Below are 21,713 nucleotides of genomic sequence, written 5' to 3'. Positions count from 1 at the left end.
TTGATAAAGAGAAAAGAAATAATGAGCCAATGGGTAATATGCCAATGTGGCAATTTAGACAAATCTCAAACTATTTACTATATCCATTGGTATATGCAACATTAGCATATTATTCTTATCTTTGTGTTCGTGCTTAAAAACAACAGAGACATGGAAACAACACCGATCAGAAAACTCCCGGTAGGGATACAGGATTTTACCTCTTTGAGGGAAGACGGATATCTATATGTAGATAAGACTGCATTGGTTTACAAAATGGTAACGACCGGCAAACCTTATTTTCTGAGCCGCCCGCGCCGTTTCGGTAAAAGCCTGCTGCTTTCCACGCTCGAAGCTTATTTCCTCGGACGGAAAGACCTGTTCAAGGGACTGGCTATCGAACAACTGGAGAAAGAATGGAAAGTGTATCCGGTGCTTCATCTGAGTCTCAATGCGAAATTCTACGAAACGAAAGAGAGCCTGGAACAAATACTGGATGATCACCTGGTTGCTTGGGAAGATAAATATGAAATCACAAAAAAGAAGGAATCAACTAATTACGAAGGTCGTTTCATGCAAATCATCCAACAAGCCTGTGAGAAAACAGGGGAGAAGGTAGTCGTCCTGATCGACGAATACGATAAACCTCTGTTACGTACATTATTTAATGATGACCTGCACAACGTTTACCGCGAAATGCTGACCGGCTTTTACACCGTCCTGAAAGATGCTGACCGCTACCTGCGTTTTGTATTTATCACCGGAGTGACAAAGTTCTCGCAACTAGGTATTTTCAGTAACCTGAACCAACTGATAGATATCAGTATGGCTCCCGATTATGCAACGGTTTGCGGTATGACAAAGGTAGAAATCGAACGCGACTTTCAACCCGAACTGGCTGCCCTTGCCGCCATGAACAAGCTGACATACGAACAAACAGTAAATGAACTGACGAAACGTTACGACGGCTATCATTTCTCGGAGTTCCGGACAGAGGGTATCTTTAACCCTTTCAGTGTATTGAATGCATTACTACAGAAACGTTTCAGCAGCTATTGGTTTGCTACGGGAACCCCTACGATGCTGGTCGATATGCTGAAAAAGACAGACTACGATCTGCGCCAACTGGACGGCATAGAAGTGCCGGCAGCTGCACTGACCGACTACCGGGCGGATTTTCAGAACCCGGTGCCGATCATTTATCAGAGTGGGTATCTGACGATCAAAGATTATGATTCAGAATTCAACTTTTTCCGTCTTGGCTATCCGAATGCCGAAGTGGAATATGGATGGTTAAACTTTATCACACCGTATTATACGTCTTTATCGGAAGCGAATGCTCCGTTTTATATCGGTAAGTTCAGCCAGGAGTTGCGTGCCGGTGATGTCGATGCATTTATGGAACGGCTGCGTGCTTTCTTTGCAGACATTCCCTATGAACTGAACGACCGGACCGAACAGCATTACCAGATAATCTTCTATCTGGTCTTCAAACTGTTGGGGCAATATATAGAAGCCGAAGTTCGCAGTGCCCGAGGGCGTGCGGATGCAGTGGTAAAAACAACCGACTACATCTACGTATTCGAATTCAAACTGGACGGTTCGGTAGACAAAGCCCTCCAACAGATCGACGACAAAGGCTATCTGATCCCATACACAGTCGATGGCCGCCAGTTAGTCAAAGTCGGCGCCGACTTCAACAAAGAAGACCGCAATATCGGTGAATGGAAAGCCGTTTTCTGTTGATAGGCGGGGTTCGCGGCAGGTGAAAATATAGAAATAAATGAGCTATCCCGTTCCCGTGCCCGACACGGGATCGCAAAGGCACAAACCGTATCCTATATGTATGGTTCACCGATAGGATCGGGTGACTATGTAGTCAATGAGGCCGGTACTGCTGTGGCTGCCGATGATATAGGCTTGACTCTTTACCGCGGAGAATATGATATTTACCTGGTATCCTATAATAGTCAGGATTTTTATCCAACAGCTAATGGGGCAAAGAATCTGATCGAAGTATCCAACGGCAAAGATTTTATGTATTCAAACCTCAAAGGCATCTCTGTCCAACCGACATCGGCTGGCGAAAACATGATGTCGGTTACCTTGCCTGAACCGTTTACACGGCTTTGCTCGAATGTGGTCATAAAGGTACAAGCGAATCGTACCCAACCGGTTTCCGTATCAACATTAGCTGTTTCATCAGTAAATATTACTAAGCTCTCCTGTAATTTATCCTATCAGATGGGGGAAACGGTCTGGTACAATGGTGAAACTGTTCCACAAACAGGTACTGCCGGATTGGGTGAGACAGACTTCTCTAATGGCAACAATGATAATGTACAAGCCGGTCGTGAAAATACAACACCTTTAGTGATACTGCCATTGATAGGAACCGATCCGTTGGAGTTCGAACTCAATCTGAATATAGGTTATATGAAAAATGGTAAACTGACGCATAAAATATTCCCCTACAGGCCAAAGGTTTATAAGTCATTCCTTCCGGGAATGACATACGAGTTCGAATTCACGTTGACATTCTTCGGAGACCAGGAACCGACAGATCTTTCACTGGCTATTCTGGAATATACGACTGTAAAATTTTCAACAGACGAAGTCGGCAAATAATAAAAAGGAGGAAAAGAAATGAAAAAGATAGAAGGAAAAGGGATATTATCCCTGTTATTCTTTTGCATATGTTTCTGCGGCTGCGAAAAAGATGGCTTGCAGGAAAAAACAAGGCAGTTATATATTCAGTTAAGCATGCCGGAGTCTATCCATGTGGAAACAAAAGGAACAGGGTGACACGAAGCCTGTTTTAGGCGGTGTAGAAGTACAGAATGTATGGATCGTTCAGTTTAAGGTAAACGACGATGATAATAAAAGTACCGGTAGTTGTCTAAAAGCGCTTTATGTTCCTCAGTCCGGCATCTCTAAATCCACAGACGAGAATCAGGATGGCCTGATTGTCAATCTAAAAACGGGAGGAGATACGGATATAAGCAAATTTACAGCAGACAATAGCCTCTTTTATGTGATTGCGAACGGAAGCAGGGCTATGTTGACAAATGAAGGAAGTGATGATGCTATGTATTCGCTGACAGCAGAAGAGTTGGCAAAGATAACTGAAAGCGACCTAAAAGCAAAGACTGTGCCTATAGGAACTTCGGGAAAGCCATTTGTGACAACATCTCCCAAACTACTAACATCCGAACCATTTTATTATACCCCGACGAACGAAGGTGTGATAAAAGTGAGGGCGCAGATGTTCAGGACTTTTGCTAAAATAAAAGTGAATATCACATCTGTCTCTCCCGGCCTTTTTGCGTTGGATGAAACAAGTGGCGATGCAACCGTTAAAATATATAACCTTCCTCAAAATATGGCAACCTATAGGGCAGCAGGGACAAATGAAAAAACTTATCCTACTGCCACCCAGCAGGGAAAGAATCAGAAAGAAAATGGTCCGGGAAGTGAGTCCGACAAGTTAGCCGGATGTACTTATATTGAACTGGCCGGTATTTACAAATATGATCCATCACATACCGACGGTGTAAAAGTGAAATATACTTTTTACCTGGGAGGAAACTTCACGAACGACTATAACATAGCCCGCGATTATTCTTATGACATTACATTCAGGATTGCCGGTCCCAACAGTGCCGACGTGCGTGTAGAGATCACCGATGGGAATGTGGCTATTTTTGATGAAGTAGATGTAATAAAAAATATCATTGTTGATTTTTAAGTTATGAATAAGATTGAATTTGCTAAAAGAATTGCTGCCCGTTTATCTATCTCACAGAGAGAAGCTCTAACGTTTATCGGTACTTACGAAAATATACTTGCGGATGCCCTTATTGATGAAGGGATGATGGTCAGTCAGGGGTTCGGAACCTTCACATTATGGTCGCAAAGCGAACGGCCGGGACGGAATCCCAAAACAGGCATACCGGTAACCATTCCATCGCGTAACAGTGTAAAATTCAAACCGGGCAAAGGCTTGCTCGAATATCTGAATAGTAAAGGAAAACGTAAAGATTGAAGTCTACATTAGAGAGGCTGCAAAAGTAGAGGAGGTATACCAAAGTTCACTGCCCTGTCATCCCGGATCAAGTCCGCCATGACAAAACAAGGTTATGGCATACCTCCTTTGACACTTTTATATTATCAACTTGTTGCAAACATCAGCAACCGCGTTGCCAGCGACGTCAGTACATTCTTCCATCTGCTACCAGAAGAAGGCTGGGGTTGCCGGACTACAACAGGAGGGGTTGATACTGGGGCAGGGGGCGCGGGTACGGGTTCGGAAGGTTCCTGAAGTTGTTTTTTCCGGCTACCACGAACCAGATGATCCAGCATATCTTCGGAGGCCTTATCCATCTTTGATTTGGATAACTGCCCCAGATATATTTGTGTCGTTTGCAGAGACATATGACCGAGCGACTGGCTGATAACCCCTATCTCCGAACCCGACTCCAGCATCAGCGACGCCCAACTATGGCGCATCACATAAGTGGTCAGGGGATAAGGAAGGTTCAGTCTGTCACCGATCTCTTTCAGATACTCGTTCACACGATGTAAAGACGATTGAGCCGTCAATACACCTTTCCCAACCAGCTTTTCGTGCAGGAACGGGAATACCCAGCGAGAATCTTTCCGTTTGTACAACTGCATGATATGGTGCATTTCCGAAGTGATCTTTACCTGTAGGACAGCCTGTGTCTTGCTACGGTTATATTGGATATATCCGTAATGCACATTGTCCTGTTCCAGTTTATAGGCATCTACGAAACACATGCCGCGGGCATAGAAAAGAAAAAGGGAAAGATGAAGAGCCTCCAGTTGCTCCGGTCTGTCAGACAGATCGAGACGGGCCAGCCTCTTGATGTCACGCTCGGGAAGAGCCCGTTTACGGGTGGAAGGGACTGTGATATGCAGTCCCGCAAAAGGATTTCCGGCAGGATCATGATAATGCAGATCTTTTTTTATATTATTATAGATCGCTTTCAGATTGCGCAGGTAAAAGTCCTGGCTGCCGGGACTAAGTTCATCATTTCTTGATTTCTTATCCTGCAACAGCCACATGACAAATTCCTGTACCAACCCTGCCGTCAGGTCTGCAATAGTCAGTTCCCTTACTTTACGACCTTTGTAGGCCACAAACTTGTTCCATGCACTTCGGTAATTGGCAGCGGTCCTGTCCCTGCCTGCTTGTATCTTCCGCTCGATCAGGCGATTTACGCAATCGCGTAACGGAGGATAAATCTGCTTAAATTCTATATCCATCATAATTGTTGATTTAGTTCGGCAAAAATGCAAGTAAATTCAATAAAATATCCGGTATATAGAAACAAAAAGAAAACAAGATAGTTTGACTATCAAGCTGAATTGAATGAAAAAGGATCTGAAAATATCCTTATTATAGTAACTTTTTACTCGTGCAGCGCTTCAATCAACAGAGTGATATTGGCTGTAAACAACCTGACGGATATAGCCAACAGGATAATGCCGAAAAACTTACGGATGATATAGATACCGCCTTTTCCCAGCAGATGTTCCACCTGCTTAGTCATACGCACCACAAAATATACCCATAGCATATTCAGTATCAAAGCGACTACAATATTGATACTGGCATATTCTGCCCTCAATGAAAGCAGGGTTGTAAACGAACCGGCACCGGCCAGCAAGGGGAAGACCAGAGGCACCAGCGTGGCTTCCTTGATCGGTCCGTTATTCTTGAAGATCTCGATATCCAGTATCATTTCCAACGACAGCAGGAAAATAACGAATGCACCCGCCACAGCAAACGATTCGATATCCACATGGAATAGTTTCAAGAGAAAATCGCCAGCATAAAAGAAGCCGATCATCAGGATAAAAGATATAACCGTTGCTTTTAAAGCATTCACGTCTTTTCCTTTTTCCTTCAGATTGATGATAATGGGGATGGAACCAATGATGTCGATTACGGCAAACAGTACGATGAAAGCACTTATCATCTGTTGAAAATTAAAATCTGCGAACATATCCGGTCCTCCATTTAAAGTTATTATCTGTGAAGGTACTAATTTTCAGTAAGAACACGTATCTTTGAATCCGATATTAACAAAAAAATTATGGGCATAGTAATTGGTATAGACGTAGGAGGGAGCACTACCAAAATAGTGGGGATCGACGATAAGGAGATCCGGAATCCCATGTTTGTCAAGGCAACCGACCCGGTAACATCGCTGTTTGGTGCTTTCGGTAAGTATTTATATGAGAATGATATTCCCCTTTCCGACATAGAGAAAGTGATGCTCACCGGTGTGGGCAGTGCATACATCAATCAGCCGCTCTATGGTTTGCCTACAGCCAAAACAGATGAATTTCTGGCTAACGGACTCGGGGCACAGTATCTGACGCAGCTGGATAAGTTGATCGTTGTCAGTATGGGAACGGGGACTTCGTTTGTAAAAGTGGACGGTCCACTGATCGAACATATCGGCGGTATAGGGATCGGTGGGGGTTCCATACTGGGGTTATCCCGCCTGCTACTTAAAACGCAGGATTTTCACCAGATTGTCAAGCTGGCCCTGAAAGGAGATATAACGACTATAAACCTGCAAATCCAGGATATCTGTAATATACCTTTGCCCGGACTGCCTCTGGATGCGACAGCCTCTACTTTCGGAAAGGCGGGAGCCAATTCTTCGCAGGAAGACGTAGCGTTGGGTATTATTTACATGGTACTTCAATGCATCGGGCAATCAGTGATCCTTGCTGCACTGAACAGCGACATACATGATTACGTCCTGATCGGGAATCTGACGAAATTGCCGCAATGTGAAAGTATTTTTCCCCGGCTGGAAGAAATGTACGGGGGGCATTTCCTGATACCGGAATATGCAGAATACCGGACGGCGATCGGTGCGGCACTGACCTATATTAATAACCGGCAACATCAGGAGATAAAATAGCCGGATAATAAAAAAGCGTCAGCAGGCATATGAACCTTACTGACGCTTTTGATGATATATTATCCAAAGTATAGTCCTTGTTGTATTCCGTTGCTTACCAATATCTGCCCGTTTTTACGTTGTATGTAAATTTTGTTTTCTCTGGCCAGCCATCCGATTGCTAAGGTGGTATCTTCGTGGCTCAGGTCAATCCGTCTGCTCAGTTCTGGTATTGTCAACTCTCTTCCTTCATTCAGCACATGCCAGACTTTGCCGGCATTTTCTCCGATCTTCTCTAGTTCCATAATTATAATTTTATTAGATAATACATGTCCTCTTTCTAGAATAAAACAAAAGAGAACTCTTTCGGTTCATTTTTTCTTTCTTTGTTTAAACTTTTGCAAAGTACATAGATTTGAACGGAACGATCAATACCTATTATTGGGTTTCTATGTCCTGTTTTTGCGATTATTGGTGTAGAAAACTCAAATATGCTATCTTTGAAAATCATTTATCAGGACAATATGGAGGCAAACATACAAATATTTGACATTCCCACGGATTTTATTGCAGGCGACAATATCACCGGAGACATGCTGAATCGCTACGTGCGCTTTTCATGTAAAATGAAAGCAGTGCTTTTTGCATTTTGTGTAGAAGGTTCTGTCCATGCTACAATCAACCTGTCTGAATACACAATCAAAAAAGATGATTTTATCACATTAACGCCGGACAGTTTCGTCCAGCTCAATGACGTTTCTCCGGATGCTCATTTCTTCTACGCCTGCTTTTCGCAGGATTTCATGGAGAATAATAACCTGGTCTTAACAACCGTACGGTTACTTCCTATACTGGCTGAGAATCCGGTCATCTGTTTATCGGAAGATCTTTCACAGTTATATCAGGATATCTTCAAACCGTTGATCCATGCTTATTCATTGCCTTGTACGCTGGAGAATAAGGAGATCATTAAATCCGTTTTCACTATTTTTATGCAAGGTACGGCCGAATTGTATAAGAATCACGGCAAGTGGAAAAGCGCATTGCATTCACGCAGTAAAGTGATGTGCCGTGAGTTTATCAAACTGGTCATGTCGAATTATACGAAACAACGGAGCGTTGCTTTTTATGCGGAACATCTGGGTGTTACCGTTTCCCATTTTTGTTCGACCATAAAAAAGGAAACAGGAAAGACGGCGCTCGAAATAATAACCGCCATTGTTATGATGGACATTAAAGCACAGCTGAAATCAACGGAACTTCCGATCAAGGAGATTGCCTTTTCGCTGGGATTCAACAATATGTCGTTCTTCAACAGATATTTCAAAAGGCATACCGGCATGACACCACAGGAGTACCGCAACAGTTAAACTGTAACTTTTTTCACTGCGATTTCAGTAACCGGAGAAAATCATCTTTATAGCTGGAGGATATTTCTATCTCCGTATTATCTTCCAGGACGATGTAACCGCCGGAGTTTTTGTGGTATGACCTGACACAATGAAGATTGATTATATGTGATTTGTGTACACGGACAAACGGGAACGGCAATATCTCGCTGAAATATTTCAGAAAACGGCAGACCATCTTCTTGCTTTTATCTTTCAAATAGATGTCGGTGAAATTTCCGTTTCCCTGCAACCGGATGATATCTTCCATCTTTATCACTTCAAATCCTTCGAGAGTAGGGAGGATCACCTGGCGCTTCTCCGGTTTCGGCTCGCGCATGTTTTCAATCAGAATCTGATTGCGATTGAATATCTCCCGGTTGACGATGTGTTGCTGTACCTTATTTACGGCAAGGATCAGTTCTTCGATGCTGACCGGTTTCAGCAGATAGTAAGCTGCACTCTGGTTCAACGCCCGGAGTGAATATTCAGAAAAGGCGGTGACAAATATGGTTTCGAAATACAGGTCTTTACATCCTTCCAATACGTCGAATGCATTGCCGTAGGGCATTTCCACATCCAGAAACACCAATTGCGGTTCCAGTTCATGGAGTAAAGGGACGGCCGATTTACAGTCGTGGGCTTCTCCGACCACTTCGATGACCGGACAGTATTTTGCCAGATAATTCTTCAATGCCTCACGGGCAGCCGATTCATCTTCAACGATGACGCTTCTTATTTTCTGTAGCATTTCCATATTCAGAGTCTTCCGTTTTATATATCGTTCAGACAAAGATACTATTTTAAGCCATAAAAAAAATCCCCTGTTCCGGACAATTATACCGAAACAGGGGATTCTGAATTTTATCTATGGCAAGTTCTTAGAACTTAGACATATTCAGGTCTTTATCAACCAGTATGCCATCGATGGCCTTCAGGTTGAATTTGACTTTGCGTTTTGCTTTCAGCTTCAGGATGAACAGGTCGATTGTACCTGCCAAGACTTCCTTGTCACCGAGATTAACGAAAGTAGGATACAAGGCCTTCTGACCATTTGTATGCAGACGGTCGTAAGTAAGGTTCTCCATGACTTTCAGGTTTAACGGTTCTATGCCGACAAATTCGTAATCCTGCTGGTCGTACGGCAAAGCGAAACTCAATGCGTTAACCGCTTTGAGGTCTGTACCTGTTACCTTGACTTCCACGATCTCGTCTTTGTTGTAGGACTGTTTAGGTGCGCTGATCCCGATCGTTCCGGCTACTTTTGCAGTATCCTGTTCTTCGATGCCGCCATCCAGTTGAGTGGCAACGACGGATATATCGTAAGCATCGATCAGGTCGTTCTGATTGATATCGCCGGCACTTACATAATCGAAGTCGCTGTCACCTTTACGCAGACCTGTGTAGTTCATGTAAGAAGTCAGGTCATTGCTGTCGATCTTCTTGTCGTTGTTGATATCGCCCGGCAGGTAGCTTTCTGTTCCCGGTACCTTGAAGACGTACAATTCGCGGCCTGAACCGTAATTGCCGACACCTTCCGTTACATTCAGTTTGATGTAGCGGGCTTTCGGTTTATCCTTGAATTCGAATATCTTCACATCACCGTTGCGTTCGAACTTGAAGGAATCGACCGGTATCCAGTTTTCTTTATCCATACTGTAAGAGACGAAACCTCTCAGCATTGTTCCGTTACCGCCGTCCTGACGTGACAGATAATGGAATTTATCCAGCTGGTTAACCGTGCGCAAGTCGATGATCATATCGAACGGTATAGCATTCTTGCGGTATTTCGTATGGAACATGTCTCCCAGTTCAGCAAAGTCGAACAAACGGAAGATTTCGAAACCACCCTGTTCTTCGGCAGTCACTTCACCACGGATTCCCTTGATAGCAAACTCGAGCGGGTTCGATTTCGTCTTCACATTGAAGGAAGACCAATCGGAATAACCGTTCTTATTTACAGAACGAATCTTGAAGGCATAATCAGTTTCGGCTTCCAGTCCGTCGAACAACAATTCTGTATTTCTGATAGTCGTGTACAACATATCGTTGAATTCAATTTCGTAGAAGTCGGCACCTGCCACTTTATTCCAGGTCGGTTTCAATGAATAGGCTTCCAGGTTTTCATCTGTAACCTGTGCAACAGGAGCGGCCAGTGTACCGGTCGAAACACGGTGGCTGTTACCCATATCGAATTTGTAACCCTCAAAGCTGATGCTTGTTTCGTTCGCTGTGATATCCGCAGAAGCGAGCTTTACCAATAACTGCGGGTTCTTAGTGATCGTTACCTTTTCAAACTCGCTTCCTTTCGTTGCAAACTTGTTCAGGTTGGGTGTTGCATCATAGAAATAAACGTTTTCACCTTTCAGGAATTCGTCCATCGAACGGGCTTCCGTCAGCTTTACCTTGTTTTTACCAACTTTGGCAGCCACTTTTTTCGGCATTTCGGAAACATTGATACGGAGTTCGGTTGCTTTATCTTTTACGAAACCGTCAAAGCTGCCTACTGCCGGCCGGATTGTAATCGTTACATTATTCTTACTGCCTACTTCCGATTCGATCCGGGTCGTTACACCTTCACCTTTCAAATAGGCTTGTGTCGTGCCATCGTCGTCATATTCAGTAAACGAACTGTTACCGTCCGGATAAATTTCATAAACGCGCAGGTTCTTATTGATCTCGGTAACATTATTATTAGGGTTAGTCATCGGAATGATGGCGCCGCTCTTTACAAATACCGGCAACTTCCATAACGGAGAAGCAAAATTGTTGACAACACAGTTGCCTTCATATTTTTCTCCGGTAAAATAGTCTACCCAGGTTCCTTCCGGTAGATAAATGCCGTCGCGTATATCGTTACCTTTTTCATCTGCCTGTGTTTCCTGATAGATAGGGGCAACCAGGAAATACGGTCCGTACATGAACTGATATTCGGTTGCTTTACCATAAGTATACTGATTCGGGTATTCCAGGAACATGGCACGGATCATCGGCTTACCATCTACTGCTTCCTTTGCAATGCTGTAGGCATAAGGCATCAACTCCGATTTCATTTTCAGATACCAGCGGTTGATAGATGTTGCCGGTTCGCCAAGGGCATGCGGATATTTCTCATTGGCACCCCAACCGTCCATATTCAACTGCATCGGCGTCCAGGTCTTCCACTGGAAATCGCGTGTGTTCATTGCCAGGTTCTTTCCGCCGAAGATACCATCCATGTCGGAAGTGATATTCGGTTGTCCGGATAATCCCGAACCGATATAAGTCGGGATATGGAAACGGATATATTCCCACTGGCCGCCTGTCTGGTCGCCCGACCAGATACCGGCATAACGTTGCGTACCGGCCCAACCGTCAAGGGAGATAATGAAAGGACGCGCATCGTTACCATAATAAGGCATGATATGACCTACGTCAGCCACACCGTTCAGTCCGAATGAATAACCGGCACCTACCCAAGCCACGTCGGTCTTCAAAACACGGACACCGGCATCGCGCACTTCTTTTACGATATCACGCTGTAACAAGGCACTGATTTCGGGTTTCGGATGCAAATCCGACTGTGTCCAAAGTCCGATTTCGACACCGTTCTTATGAGCATAATCAGCCAGGCTTTTCAGGTTCTGGATATTCCCGTCCAATGTTTCGGTCTGTCCGTATCCGGCACCGTAACCGTCGTTTGGCAATAACCAGCCGAACGGCATATCGTGGTTCTTGTAGCGGTCGATCACGGCACGGGCGGAGAACTGGTAATTGTTCTTTTCGCCGTTCAGGGATTCTTTTACACCGCCATTGTCTTTCTGGCTTTCCTTGTAACGTTTGCCGTCTTCAAAAAGGATACCTTTCTCGTCTTCCACCCAGTAGTCGCGGTTATAAGCATTCAGGTGTCCCTGATAGAAACCGAACTTCGGTAATAAAACCGGATTACCTGTCAGCTGATAGAAATCGTTCAACAGGGATACGGCACCGTCATTGACCATATAGAACGCATCCAGATAATCGGTATCATGTGACAATATTACTGTCCCTTTTTCGGCTGCACCGAAATCATATTTACCTTGTTTGAAGGTGTACCACATAAAACCGTAGCCATTGGTAGACCAATAATAGGGGGCAGGCGAGGCAACGCCGCCATCGGTCCAGCTGTTCTGGTTTTCGATAGCGATCGCTTTTCCTTTATGCGAGAAGCGCCCGTTCTGTACACCACCGCCATAGAAGTATTCGCCGGGATTTTCCTTTAAGGTAAGGATTGTTTTTCCCTTATCATAAAGAACAGGTTTTACCTCCTCCAGGACAACTTTGTCTGTTGCCAGATTGGTCACCTTCAACAGGGAAGTGCTTTTATCCAGTTCCAGTCTGATCTCTTTGGTGCTGATAGAAATAGTCTTATTATCTTCTTTCAGCGTTAACGGAGATACCGGTTTTCTCGGGTTATCGACCAGGATCTGTGCTTCCGGTTTGGCCTCCGGGTCACGGATGATCCCTCCGTTGACGTCCTGAAATACTCTGAAGATGTTCTCTCCATAAAAGTCAAAGGCCATTCTCTGATTATCGGAGAACAGGAGTTCAACAGTCGTAGGATTGATCTGTTTCACACCGACAATTTTCTTATCCTGCTGTATTTCCATACATACATTGTCGGCTCTTTGTATGGCTTGCATGGATAAGGGTGAAAACAAGGGGAAGGCCAAAGCGAGTATGAGCACTTTCCTTTGTTTCATTTTTCTAATAGTGTCATTCATGTTGATGTTGTTTTAACGAATAAATGATTTAAGCAACAAACTTACAGGATATAATTATCATTAGCAAAAAATAATAAATATATCCTATAACAAAACTTCATGCGCAATCAGACAATAAGGGGGAATCTGAGCAGGACGATCACGCCTGTATCTTCATCATCTCCTTCCTTCTCAGTAATTTCGATCGTGATATGCATACCGTACAAGCTGTTCAATAGGTTGATACGCTCACGGGTATTAGTCAGGCCGCGTGAATGATGCTCTTTCTGGTGCCGGGTTTTAAGCTCGTTGCTTTTTTTCAGTCCGATCCCATTGTCTTCGATTTTAACACAAAGACTATTGCCTTCCGGCTTTACGGACAGTTTCAGCAGGCCACCGGACTCTTTATACCGTAAGCCATGCCAGATCGCATTTTCCAACTGGGGTTGTATCAGCATGTTAGGCACAGATATATGGTCGGTGTCAAGCGATTCATCCACATCTGTCTCGTAAACAAACTTATCGCTGAAACGCATGTGTTCCAGATCGAGGTATTCTTTCAATTGTTCGAGCTCCGTCGAGAGCGGCGTAAAGTCTTTATTGGAGTTTTCCATTATATTTCGCATCAGGCGGGAATAGGAGGAAAGATACTTATTCGCCTCCAACTCATTATTCTGGGCAATAAACTGATTCACACTATTCAGGCTATTGAAGATGAAATGAGGATTCATCTCACGGCGCAACGACTGGAGGGCTATCTTTTTATTCTTCCGTCTGATGGAATACCAGGCTTTGACGATAAACACGAGAAAAATAAGGATCAGGACAATCGAGCCGATCAGTACATAGTTGAAGGTGTTTTTCTTTCTGATCAGTTCGTCTTTCAGGATACGTTCTTTCTCCAACTGGGCGATACGGGCTTCATGTGCCTGAAAGAATTTCTGGTCTATCAGTGTGCTGTCCGATTTAACCAGCGGTTCCAGTTTTTCCATAAAGTCTGCATATAAGTCCAAGGCTTTCCGTTGCTGGTTCTCTTTCCTGTATTGCTCGACCAGCTGTTCCAGGCTTTTCTTCGCCTCTATCGTATGGCCCTCCTTCAACGCCATATCATAGGATTGCTGAAGGGAGGCGAGAGCTTTTACCTGTTGGCTATCGGCGGCATATACTTTGGCAATTTCTCTTTGTACCTTGATGGTTTCTACCGGTTTGTCCTTCACTTCAGACAATATGCTGTTCAGGTTACCTATGGCGGCTTCCTTATTATCCATGACCAGATTGACATTTGCCATCTGATGGAAGGCGGCGACCCGATCCTCCTGTTGTTCCGGTTTGTAGGAGGTGTTCAGTAATTCAATATTTCGCTGTATATAAGGAGATTGTGCAACTGGGTTTGAGATATTCTTTAACCGGTTCACATCATTCGTATTCAGTTCAATAAAATTAGTGTCCTGTGACAGGTGGGCGGCATTGCCATAACTTAAAATAGCCTCTTGTATCTTCCCTTGTATCTCCTGTATCCTTGCCATTTCACGGTCAACCCGTGCTATCTTTTCATTGTTTTTGATTTTGTAAAACAACTGGCGGGCACTGATAAGATAATTCATTGCTTTCTCGTATTCCCCCTGTATCATGAGTGTTTTTGCCAGTGCTTCATAATCCGTCGCAACCGAATAATCCGACTTTCCGCTTTCCAGTGACGTGGAGAGTTTCATCACTGCTTTTCTGGCACTGTTTTGATAGACAGGAGGAACGGAATCCTGTGCTGTCATTGTTATGCAGGGACCTGTTAGCAGCCATATTGTCAAATATATAATCAGTCTGTTCATATCATGTTTTATTGAGATTGTAAAGTAAATATAAGTAAAACATTTATATCCTATATTTCACCAACTCAAAACGCCGGTTCACACATTCTTCCCGGAATCTTAATTATTAACATTCTATTTTTGAGCCATAAACCTATTAAAAAAATTCCGAATATGAAAAGAATTATTCTACTATGTGTCTTATTCACAGCATTAACAACATCAATAGGCTGCATACTGGAAGCCAGAAACGTAACGGCGAATGCAGAGCCTGCCAGTACACTGGTCACAAATGCCGTAACTGCCAAAAAGACGAAAATACAGGTTGCTATCCTGCTGGATACTTCCGGCAGCATGCAGGGACTGATCGAACAGGCTAAATCCCGTCTGTGGAATATAGTCAATACACTCACGACGCTGAAATATAAGGGAGAGACACCGGAAATAGAGATTGCCTTATACGAATATGGCAGTTATATGCTGTATAAAGGTGATTATATCCGGCAAATAACCCCGTTGACAGTCGATCTCGACCTGATCTCGAAAGAATTATTCGCCCTGACAACCAGCGGAAGCGAAGAGTATTGCGGTACAGTCATCCAGCGGGCAGTAAAAGAGTTGGAGTGGGGGCAAAACGAAGCGGATATGAAACTGGTCTATATTGCCGGCAATGAAGAGTTTACGCAGGGTTCTGTCTCTTACAAAACGGCTATTGCCGATGCCTTGAAGAAAAATATATTTGTTAATACAATCCATTGCGGTGATGAAGAAATCGGTGTCCGTGACTATTGGAAGGATGCCGCTTTGAGAGGAAACGGCAAATTCTTCAATATAAATGCCGATGCGACTGTCCGTGCCATCAAAACACCTTTTGACCCGCAGATCATCCTATGCAACAATAAGTTGAACGATACTTATATCAGTTATGGCTCTACCGGGAGAGAACGTAAAATGAATCAGATTGCCCAGGACAAAAATGCCGGCACAATATCGTCGGCCAATTATGCCGAACGTGCCGTAAGTAAATCCGGATCTGCTTACAAAAATACGTCATGGGACCTGGTAGATAAGATGAAAGAAGACCAAAACGTCTTGTCGAGCATCAAAAAGGATGAACTGCCCCAAGAACTGCAAAACAAGTCTACAGAAGAAATAAAGAGCATCATCACCCAAAAGGAAAAGGAGAGAACAGCTATCCAAAAAGAAATAGCCGAACTGGCAATCAAACGCCAGGCTTATATCGAAGAGCAACTTAAAAAGGAAGGAGATGACAGCGGAGACGATCTGGGTAAAGCAATCACCAGCTCCATCCTGACATTTGCCAACCTGAAAGGGTATACGGTGGAAGCAGAATGATGACTAGTCTCTACATGTTCCAATTACATAGTTTTTCTGTAAAAGACCGTTCACCCTTCACCTTTACAATAGTAACAAACTGTCATATAGATTACTATAAAGGTAAATAGTAGATGAATGAATAAAGAAAAAGGTGAACGGTTACTTTAAACCATTCACCTTTTGAAATATAAATGAATACATACCGAAGAAGTAAGTTCAGAGTTATTGGAAGATAAGGCGTGAAAAGGTAGTTGTTTGCTTATTGACGTAGGTCATTAAGCTTGCCGATATACGTCGCAATGCTTACCGACCTACGTCGACAAGCTTAACGACGTAGGTCGGTAAGTCAATAGCTTATTGTACCAGAGATAAAAGTAAAAGACTTTTGAGTTAATACATAATAGCCTGGCTATTACTGTGCAGTAATATAAAACAAAAAAGGTGAAGGGTTTAAAGCAACCCTTCACCTTTTCGATCAATCATTCACCTATCATTCACCTCTATAGCAATCTGTATAATAACATATTAATGCCAAGCAGGCGAAGGGTGAACGGTTTATATGATATTTTATACATAGTGAGTAACTCACTTATTTATCCGATCAGCTGAACACTGCGTTTAATGAATTTGCTCAATGCTTCACCCTTCAGCATACCGTTGGCAAGCAGTGCCAGGTCGATTAACTGGCTGACCAGCTTATTGCTACCTGCATATTCTGCCAGGATTGCATTACGTTGCGAAGTCAGTTCGTCGATCTTATGGTTCGTGTTTGTCATATCTTCTTTTTCAGCAGAAGTAATCTCTTCTTCCTTTTTCTTGTTCTGCGCTTCACGAAGGTCTTCCTGACGTGCTTTCCAGCCTTTCAGGTCCGCTAGGATCGGTTTCAGTTTTTCTTCGCAGTTCTGTTCTTCCTCAGAAAGTACCTTCTTAACCAATTCGTGATCGGTATTCAACACGAGATTGTAGTTGTCAGGCATTTCTCCGTAGAATGACATTCCCGGCTGCATAGCAGACATTTCACGCATACGACGCATGTATTCGCTCTGGGTCAGCATAACCGGATTAGAGTTTTCACCCAATGCTTCGAATGTAACGATGAAATCGGTCTTTTCGATCTTCGGCAGTTGGCTTTTGAACATTTCCTGCAAAGCATTCTTCTGGTCTTCATTCAGTGTAACCTGACCAACGTTATCCTTACGGATCAGATTGTCGATCGTATCGCTGTCCACACGAACAAAACGGGTTTTGTCGAATTTCTGTTCCATCTGGCTGATAGCATGGACATCCAGCTGGCCGTCCATGATCAATACACTGTATGCTTTATCTTTAGCGGCCTGGATATAACTGTACTGGTCGTTTACATTCGTAGTGTACAGATAGATCAGGTTGCCTTCCTTATCTGTCTGGTTGGCTTCCACCAATGCTTTATATTCTTCAAAAGTATAATATTTACCGTCTACGTCTTTCAAAAGGGCGAACTTGGCACCACGATCATAGAACTTTTCGTCGCTCAGCATACCGTACTGGATAAACAGTTTCAGACTATCCCATTTTTCTTCGAACTGAGGACGGTCGTTTTTAAACATTTCTTCCAGGCGATCGGCCACTTTCTTTGTGATATGATTGGAGATCTTTTTCACGTTCTGGTCGCTCTGCAAATAAGAACGGGAAACGTTCAATGGAATATCCGGAGAATCGAGTACGCCGTGCAACAATGTCAGGAATTCAGGAACGATACCTTCTACGGAATCGGTTACAAATACCTGGTTGCTGTATAACTGAATCTTGTTACGATGCAGGTCGAGGTTACTCTTGATGCGCGGGAAGTAGAGGATACCGGTCAGGTTGAACGGATAATCCACATTCAAGTGAATCCAGAACAATGGTTCTTCCGACATTGGATACAGGTCGCGATAGAATTTCTTATAGTCTTCATCAGTCATATCGGCCGGTTTGCGAACCCATGCCGGAGTGATATCGTTGATGATGTTATCTTCGTCGGTATCGACATATTTACCGTCTTTCCATTCCTGCTTTTTACCGAATGCTATAGGAACGGGGAGGAAACGGCAGTATTTTGTCAGCAGGCCGCTGATCTTGTCTTTATTTAGAAAGTCCTTATTTTCGTCATCGATATACAGGATAATATCTGTACCACGGTCGTCTTTCTGTGTTTCTTCCAACGTATATTCGGGAGTGCCGTCGCAACTCCATTTCATAGGAACAGCGCCTTCTTTATAAGATTTGGTTACAATTTCCACTTTCTTTGAAACCATGAAAGAAGAATAGAAACCAAGACCGAAATGTCCGATGATAGCAGCTGCATCGTTCTTATATTTTTCTACGAACTCTTCAGCACCGGAAAATGCGATCTGGTTAATGTATTTGTCAATTTCTTCGGCTGTCATACCGATACCACGGTCAGAAATCTTGATGATCTTGTCGTCGAAACTAACCTGAACGGTCAGGTCGCCCAGCTCTCCTTTGAATTCACCGACAGATGCCAGGGTTTTCAATTTCTGTGTAGCATCCACAGCATTCGATACTAATTCACGAAGGAAGATTTCGTGATCACTATACAAAAACTTCTTGATGATAGGGAAGATGTTCTCACTTGTAACACCTATGTTTCCTTGTTTAGCCATTTTGTTTATATTTTTAATGTTATAATAATTCGTTTGACGTTACGATATAAACAAAAAAAATGCCAGATAGGTTCTATCTGACATTTTGACTTTATTACCGGAAGAAACGACTTATTCCTGTCCTTTCTTTTGTACGGATGTTACTATTTTCTGTTCATCTTTATTGAAGTCTACAACGATCTTGTCGCCTTCGCCAACGGATGCACGGATTATCAACTCGGCCATTTCATCTTCCAGATATTTCTGGATGGCACGCTTCAGCGGACGGGCGCCAAACTGTACATCGTAGCCTTTCGTTGCAATAAAATCTTTTGCCTCGTCGGTAAGTACCAGTTCGTAGCCCAGACCACAAACACGTTTGTAAAGTCCTTGTAACTCAATATCAATGATCTTGTGGATCGCATCTTTATCAAGCTGGTCGAACATGATGATATCGTCGACACGGTTCAGAAATTCAGGAGCGAATGCTTTATTCAGTGCTTTCTGAATCACACCACGAGAGAAGTCCTTATCCATTTCACCGGCTGCCTGCGAACTGAATCCGACGCCACGGCCGAAGTCTTTCAGCTGACGTGTTCCGATATTGGAAGTCATGATCAGGATCGTATTCTTGAAGTCGATCCGTCTGCCAAGACTGTCAGTCAGGCGACCTTCGTCCAATACCTGCAACAGCAAGTTGAATACATCCGGATGCGCTTTTTCGATCTCGTCGAGCAATACAACGGAGTAGGGTTTACGACGAACCTTTTCCGTCAGCTGGCCACCTTCCTCGTAACCTACATATCCCGGAGGTGCACCGATCAGGCGGGAAACCGCGAACTTTTCGAGATATTCACTCATATCGATACGAATCAATGAATCAGCCGAATCAAACAGATATTCAGCCAACTTTTTAGCCAAGTGAGTTTTACCTACACCAGTTGGGCCGAGGAACATAAAGGTTCCGATCGGTTTGTTCGGGTCTTTCAATCCTACACGGTTGCGCTGGATCGCTTTTACGATCTTCTGGACGGCATCGTCCTGGCCGACTACCTGCTTCTTCAAGTTGTCTGCCATTTCCAGCAGTCTCAGGTTTTCTGCTTTGGCAATACGCTGAACAGGTACGCCTGACATCATGGCTACCACTTCAGCTACTTTGTCTTCGTCTACTGTTTCACGATGTTCCTGCAATTCCTGTTCCCACTTAGCTTTCGCTGCTTCCAGCTGCAACAGATACTGACGTTCTTTATCACGGAAACTTGCAGCCAGTTCGAAGTTCTGTGACTTTACGGCAGCCAGTTTTTCGGTTTTCGTATCTTCTATTTTTGCTTCCAGTTCCTCGATACTCTTCGGTACTGTAATATTAGATATATGTACGCGAGAACCGGCCTCGTCCAAAGCATCGATTGCCTTATCCGGGAAGTTACGGTCGCTGATATATCGTTCCGTCAGCTTTACACAAGCATCCAGCGCCTCGTCCGTATAGATCACATTGTGATGTTCTTCATAACGGGGCTTGATATTTTTCAGAATCTGCAATGTCTCTTCTGCTGTTGTCGGGTCGACAATCACTTTCTGGAAACGACGTTCCAAAGCACCGTCTTTCTCGATGTTTTTACGATATTCATCCAGCGTCGTAGCACCGATACATTGTATTTCACCACGTGCCAGCGCCGGTTTCAGCATATTGGCAGCGTCCATAGAACCGGAAGCCGATCCTGCTCCGACAATGGTATGTATTTCATCGATAAACAGGATGATGTTCGGATTCTTTGAAAGTTCGTTCAAAATTGCTTTGATACGTTCTTCAAACTGTCCGCGGTATTTTGTTCCGGCCACGATAGAGGCCATATCCAGACTGATCACCCGCTTATCGAACAACACACGTGATACTTTACGCTGGATAATGCGCAGGGCAAGTCCTTCTACAATAGCAGATTTACCCACCCCCGGTTCACCGATCAGTACCGGATTATTCTTTTTACGCCGGCTTAAAATCTGTGCCAGGCGTTCAATCTCTTTCTCACGACCAACAATCGGGTCCAGGCGGTTTTCGGCAGCGGCACGTGTCATATCCGTACCGAAGTTGTCCAATACCGGAGTATCGTTCGGTGACTTGGGCTGTGCGGCACCGGTACCTGAAGAGGAGCGGGGGGATTCCTTACGTGAAGAGAAATCTTCTTCTTCATCGTCCTCGTCATCCGTATAACCGTCACTGATTTCGTCTATCTCTTCCAGTTCTTCCATACGGTTCATGTTTGTTCCGTTTGCCAGATTGTTATATACGTTACGGTAGTTTATACCGGCTTCACCCAATACTTTGGCGGCAACATTGAACTCTTCTTTCAGAATAGCAAGAAGCAGATGTTCCGTACCCGTCTCGTCTGTTTTAAACAAACGTGACTCTAGCATACTCATGCGCAATACACGTTCAGTTGTTTTACTGATGGCTATATCGTGTAATTCGGACTCTTCAGTTTCAAATGTATTTTTGATCTCCTGCTCAATCCTCTTCTTTATATCGAATACGTCGGCATGCAAATCATGCAGCAACTGCATGGCTTTGCCATCACCGTCGCGGATGATACCAAGCATTAAGTGTTCCGGCCCGATATAACTGTTCTGAAGCCTGGCGGCTTCTTCGCGGCTATACTCTATAACGTCGATCAGCCTTTTCGAATAATTATTTTTCATATTATATGAATCCTTATCTATTATAATAATGTACTGTGAATGCAAAATTAAGAAACTCTCTATATATACCTAACAAATTTCATGCCATTATTCCTTAAGAAACCCCCAATATTTCTGAATAATAAAATTTCAGCGTAAAAACTTTCGTGATAATGGGAAAAGCGTTACCTTAGTGCACTTTTTAAAAGGTGAGATATTGAGTGTAATTAATATAAAACTA

Annotated in this window: 16 protein-coding genes; 8 read left to right on the top strand and 8 right to left on the bottom strand. The window is 43.7% G+C overall.

Features of this window, described 5'->3' with window-relative positions; genetic code table 11:
- The first annotated feature begins 150 nt into the window (after nucleotides 1–150).
- The 5 genes from DWW91_RS26585 (at nucleotide 151) to DWW91_RS26570 (ending at nucleotide 4,024) form a co-directional block, all read left to right on the top strand.
- Entirely contained in the window at nucleotides 151–1,725 is a 1,575-nt protein-coding gene (locus DWW91_RS26585; RefSeq protein ID WP_010803153.1) for an ATP-binding protein, read from the top strand.
- 96 nt (nucleotides 1,726–1,821) lie between these two features.
- Nucleotides 1,822–2,607, top strand: a complete 786-nt coding sequence (locus DWW91_RS26580) for a fimbrillin family protein (protein WP_007656640.1) — start codon at nucleotides 1,822–1,824, stop codon at nucleotides 2,605–2,607.
- 18 nt (nucleotides 2,608–2,625) lie between these two features.
- A complete protein-coding gene (locus DWW91_RS27770; protein ID WP_158599484.1) occupies nucleotides 2,626–2,784 on the top strand; it encodes a hypothetical protein in 159 nt (52 codons plus the stop codon).
- Nucleotides 2,759–3,727, top strand: coding sequence for a hypothetical protein (locus DWW91_RS26575; protein ID WP_122329350.1), 969 nt, complete (start codon nucleotides 2,759–2,761; stop codon nucleotides 3,725–3,727). Before DWW91_RS27770 ends, DWW91_RS26575 begins: the two co-directional genes overlap by 26 nt.
- A gap of 3 nt (nucleotides 3,728–3,730) precedes the next feature.
- A complete protein-coding gene (locus DWW91_RS26570) occupies nucleotides 3,731–4,024 on the top strand; it encodes an HU family DNA-binding protein (RefSeq protein ID WP_007656638.1) in 294 nt (97 codons plus the stop codon).
- Nucleotides 4,025–4,149: 125 nt separating this feature from the next.
- Here the strand turns inward: DWW91_RS26570 and DWW91_RS26565 are convergent, their stop codons facing one another.
- The gene (locus DWW91_RS26565; protein ID WP_224265145.1) at nucleotides 4,150–5,271 is read right to left on the bottom strand and encodes a tyrosine-type recombinase/integrase; all 1,122 of its coding nucleotides are present in this window, start codon (nucleotides 5,269–5,271) and stop codon (nucleotides 4,150–4,152) included.
- Between the two features lie 143 nt (nucleotides 5,272–5,414).
- On the bottom strand, nucleotides 5,415–6,011 hold the full coding sequence (locus tag DWW91_RS26560; RefSeq protein ID WP_007656636.1) for a MarC family protein: 597 nt from the start codon (nucleotides 6,009–6,011) through the stop codon (nucleotides 5,415–5,417).
- Between the two features lie 90 nt (nucleotides 6,012–6,101).
- On the opposite strand from DWW91_RS26560, the gene coaW reads away from it, so the two are divergent.
- Nucleotides 6,102–6,944: a type II pantothenate kinase gene (coaW, locus tag DWW91_RS26555; RefSeq protein WP_122329349.1), complete on the top strand. Its 843-nt coding sequence runs from the start codon at nucleotides 6,102–6,104 to the stop codon at nucleotides 6,942–6,944.
- A 59-nt stretch (nucleotides 6,945–7,003) separates the two neighbouring features.
- Here the strand turns inward: coaW and DWW91_RS26550 are convergent, their stop codons facing one another.
- Nucleotides 7,004–7,228, bottom strand: a complete 225-nt coding sequence (locus tag DWW91_RS26550) for a winged helix-turn-helix domain-containing protein (protein ID WP_007656634.1) — start codon at nucleotides 7,226–7,228, stop codon at nucleotides 7,004–7,006.
- A 186-nt stretch (nucleotides 7,229–7,414) separates the two neighbouring features.
- Between DWW91_RS26550 and DWW91_RS26545 the strand changes: the two genes are divergently transcribed.
- A complete protein-coding gene (locus DWW91_RS26545) occupies nucleotides 7,415–8,293 on the top strand; it encodes an AraC family transcriptional regulator (protein ID WP_007656633.1) in 879 nt (292 codons plus the stop codon).
- A gap of 13 nt (nucleotides 8,294–8,306) precedes the next feature.
- Here DWW91_RS26545 and DWW91_RS26540 read toward each other — a convergent pair whose 3' ends face one another.
- The 3 genes from DWW91_RS26540 to DWW91_RS26530 all read right to left on the bottom strand — a co-directional run bounded on the left by DWW91_RS26540 (nucleotide 8,307) and on the right by DWW91_RS26530 (nucleotide 14,858).
- Nucleotides 8,307–9,068 (bottom strand): LytTR family DNA-binding domain-containing protein, encoded by a 762-nt coding sequence (locus DWW91_RS26540; protein ID WP_007656631.1) that lies wholly within the window; start codon nucleotides 9,066–9,068, stop codon nucleotides 8,307–8,309.
- Between the two features lie 124 nt (nucleotides 9,069–9,192).
- Nucleotides 9,193–13,053 carry a TIM-barrel domain-containing protein gene (locus tag DWW91_RS26535; protein WP_122329348.1) on the bottom strand — a complete coding sequence of 1,287 codons (3,861 nt, stop codon included), beginning with the start codon at nucleotides 13,051–13,053 and terminating at the stop codon, nucleotides 9,193–9,195.
- 107 nt (nucleotides 13,054–13,160) lie between these two features.
- Nucleotides 13,161–14,858 (bottom strand): histidine kinase, encoded by a 1,698-nt coding sequence (locus tag DWW91_RS26530; protein ID WP_007656627.1) that lies wholly within the window; start codon nucleotides 14,856–14,858, stop codon nucleotides 13,161–13,163.
- A 153-nt stretch (nucleotides 14,859–15,011) separates the two neighbouring features.
- Here DWW91_RS26530 and DWW91_RS26525 point away from each other — a divergent pair, with 153 nt between their 5' ends.
- Nucleotides 15,012–16,193, top strand: coding sequence for a VWA domain-containing protein (locus tag DWW91_RS26525; protein ID WP_122329347.1), 1,182 nt, complete (start codon nucleotides 15,012–15,014; stop codon nucleotides 16,191–16,193).
- A 575-nt stretch (nucleotides 16,194–16,768) separates the two neighbouring features.
- On the opposite strand, the gene htpG is transcribed toward DWW91_RS26525, so the two are convergent.
- Together htpG and DWW91_RS26515 are read right to left on the bottom strand one after the other, a co-directional pair.
- Nucleotides 16,769–18,820 carry a molecular chaperone HtpG gene (gene htpG / locus DWW91_RS26520; RefSeq protein ID WP_010803161.1) on the bottom strand — a complete coding sequence of 684 codons (2,052 nt, stop codon included), beginning with the start codon at nucleotides 18,818–18,820 and terminating at the stop codon, nucleotides 16,769–16,771.
- A gap of 111 nt (nucleotides 18,821–18,931) precedes the next feature.
- Nucleotides 18,932–21,493, bottom strand: coding sequence for an ATP-dependent Clp protease ATP-binding subunit (locus DWW91_RS26515; protein ID WP_122329346.1), 2,562 nt, complete (start codon nucleotides 21,491–21,493; stop codon nucleotides 18,932–18,934).
- Nucleotides 21,494–21,713 lie beyond the last annotated feature (220 nt).

The organism is Parabacteroides sp. AF17-3, assembly GCF_003635445.1.
GTDB lineage: Bacteria > Bacteroidota > Bacteroidia > Bacteroidales > Tannerellaceae > Parabacteroides > Parabacteroides goldsteinii.
This window is presented reverse-complemented; position numbering and strand designations above follow the sequence as displayed.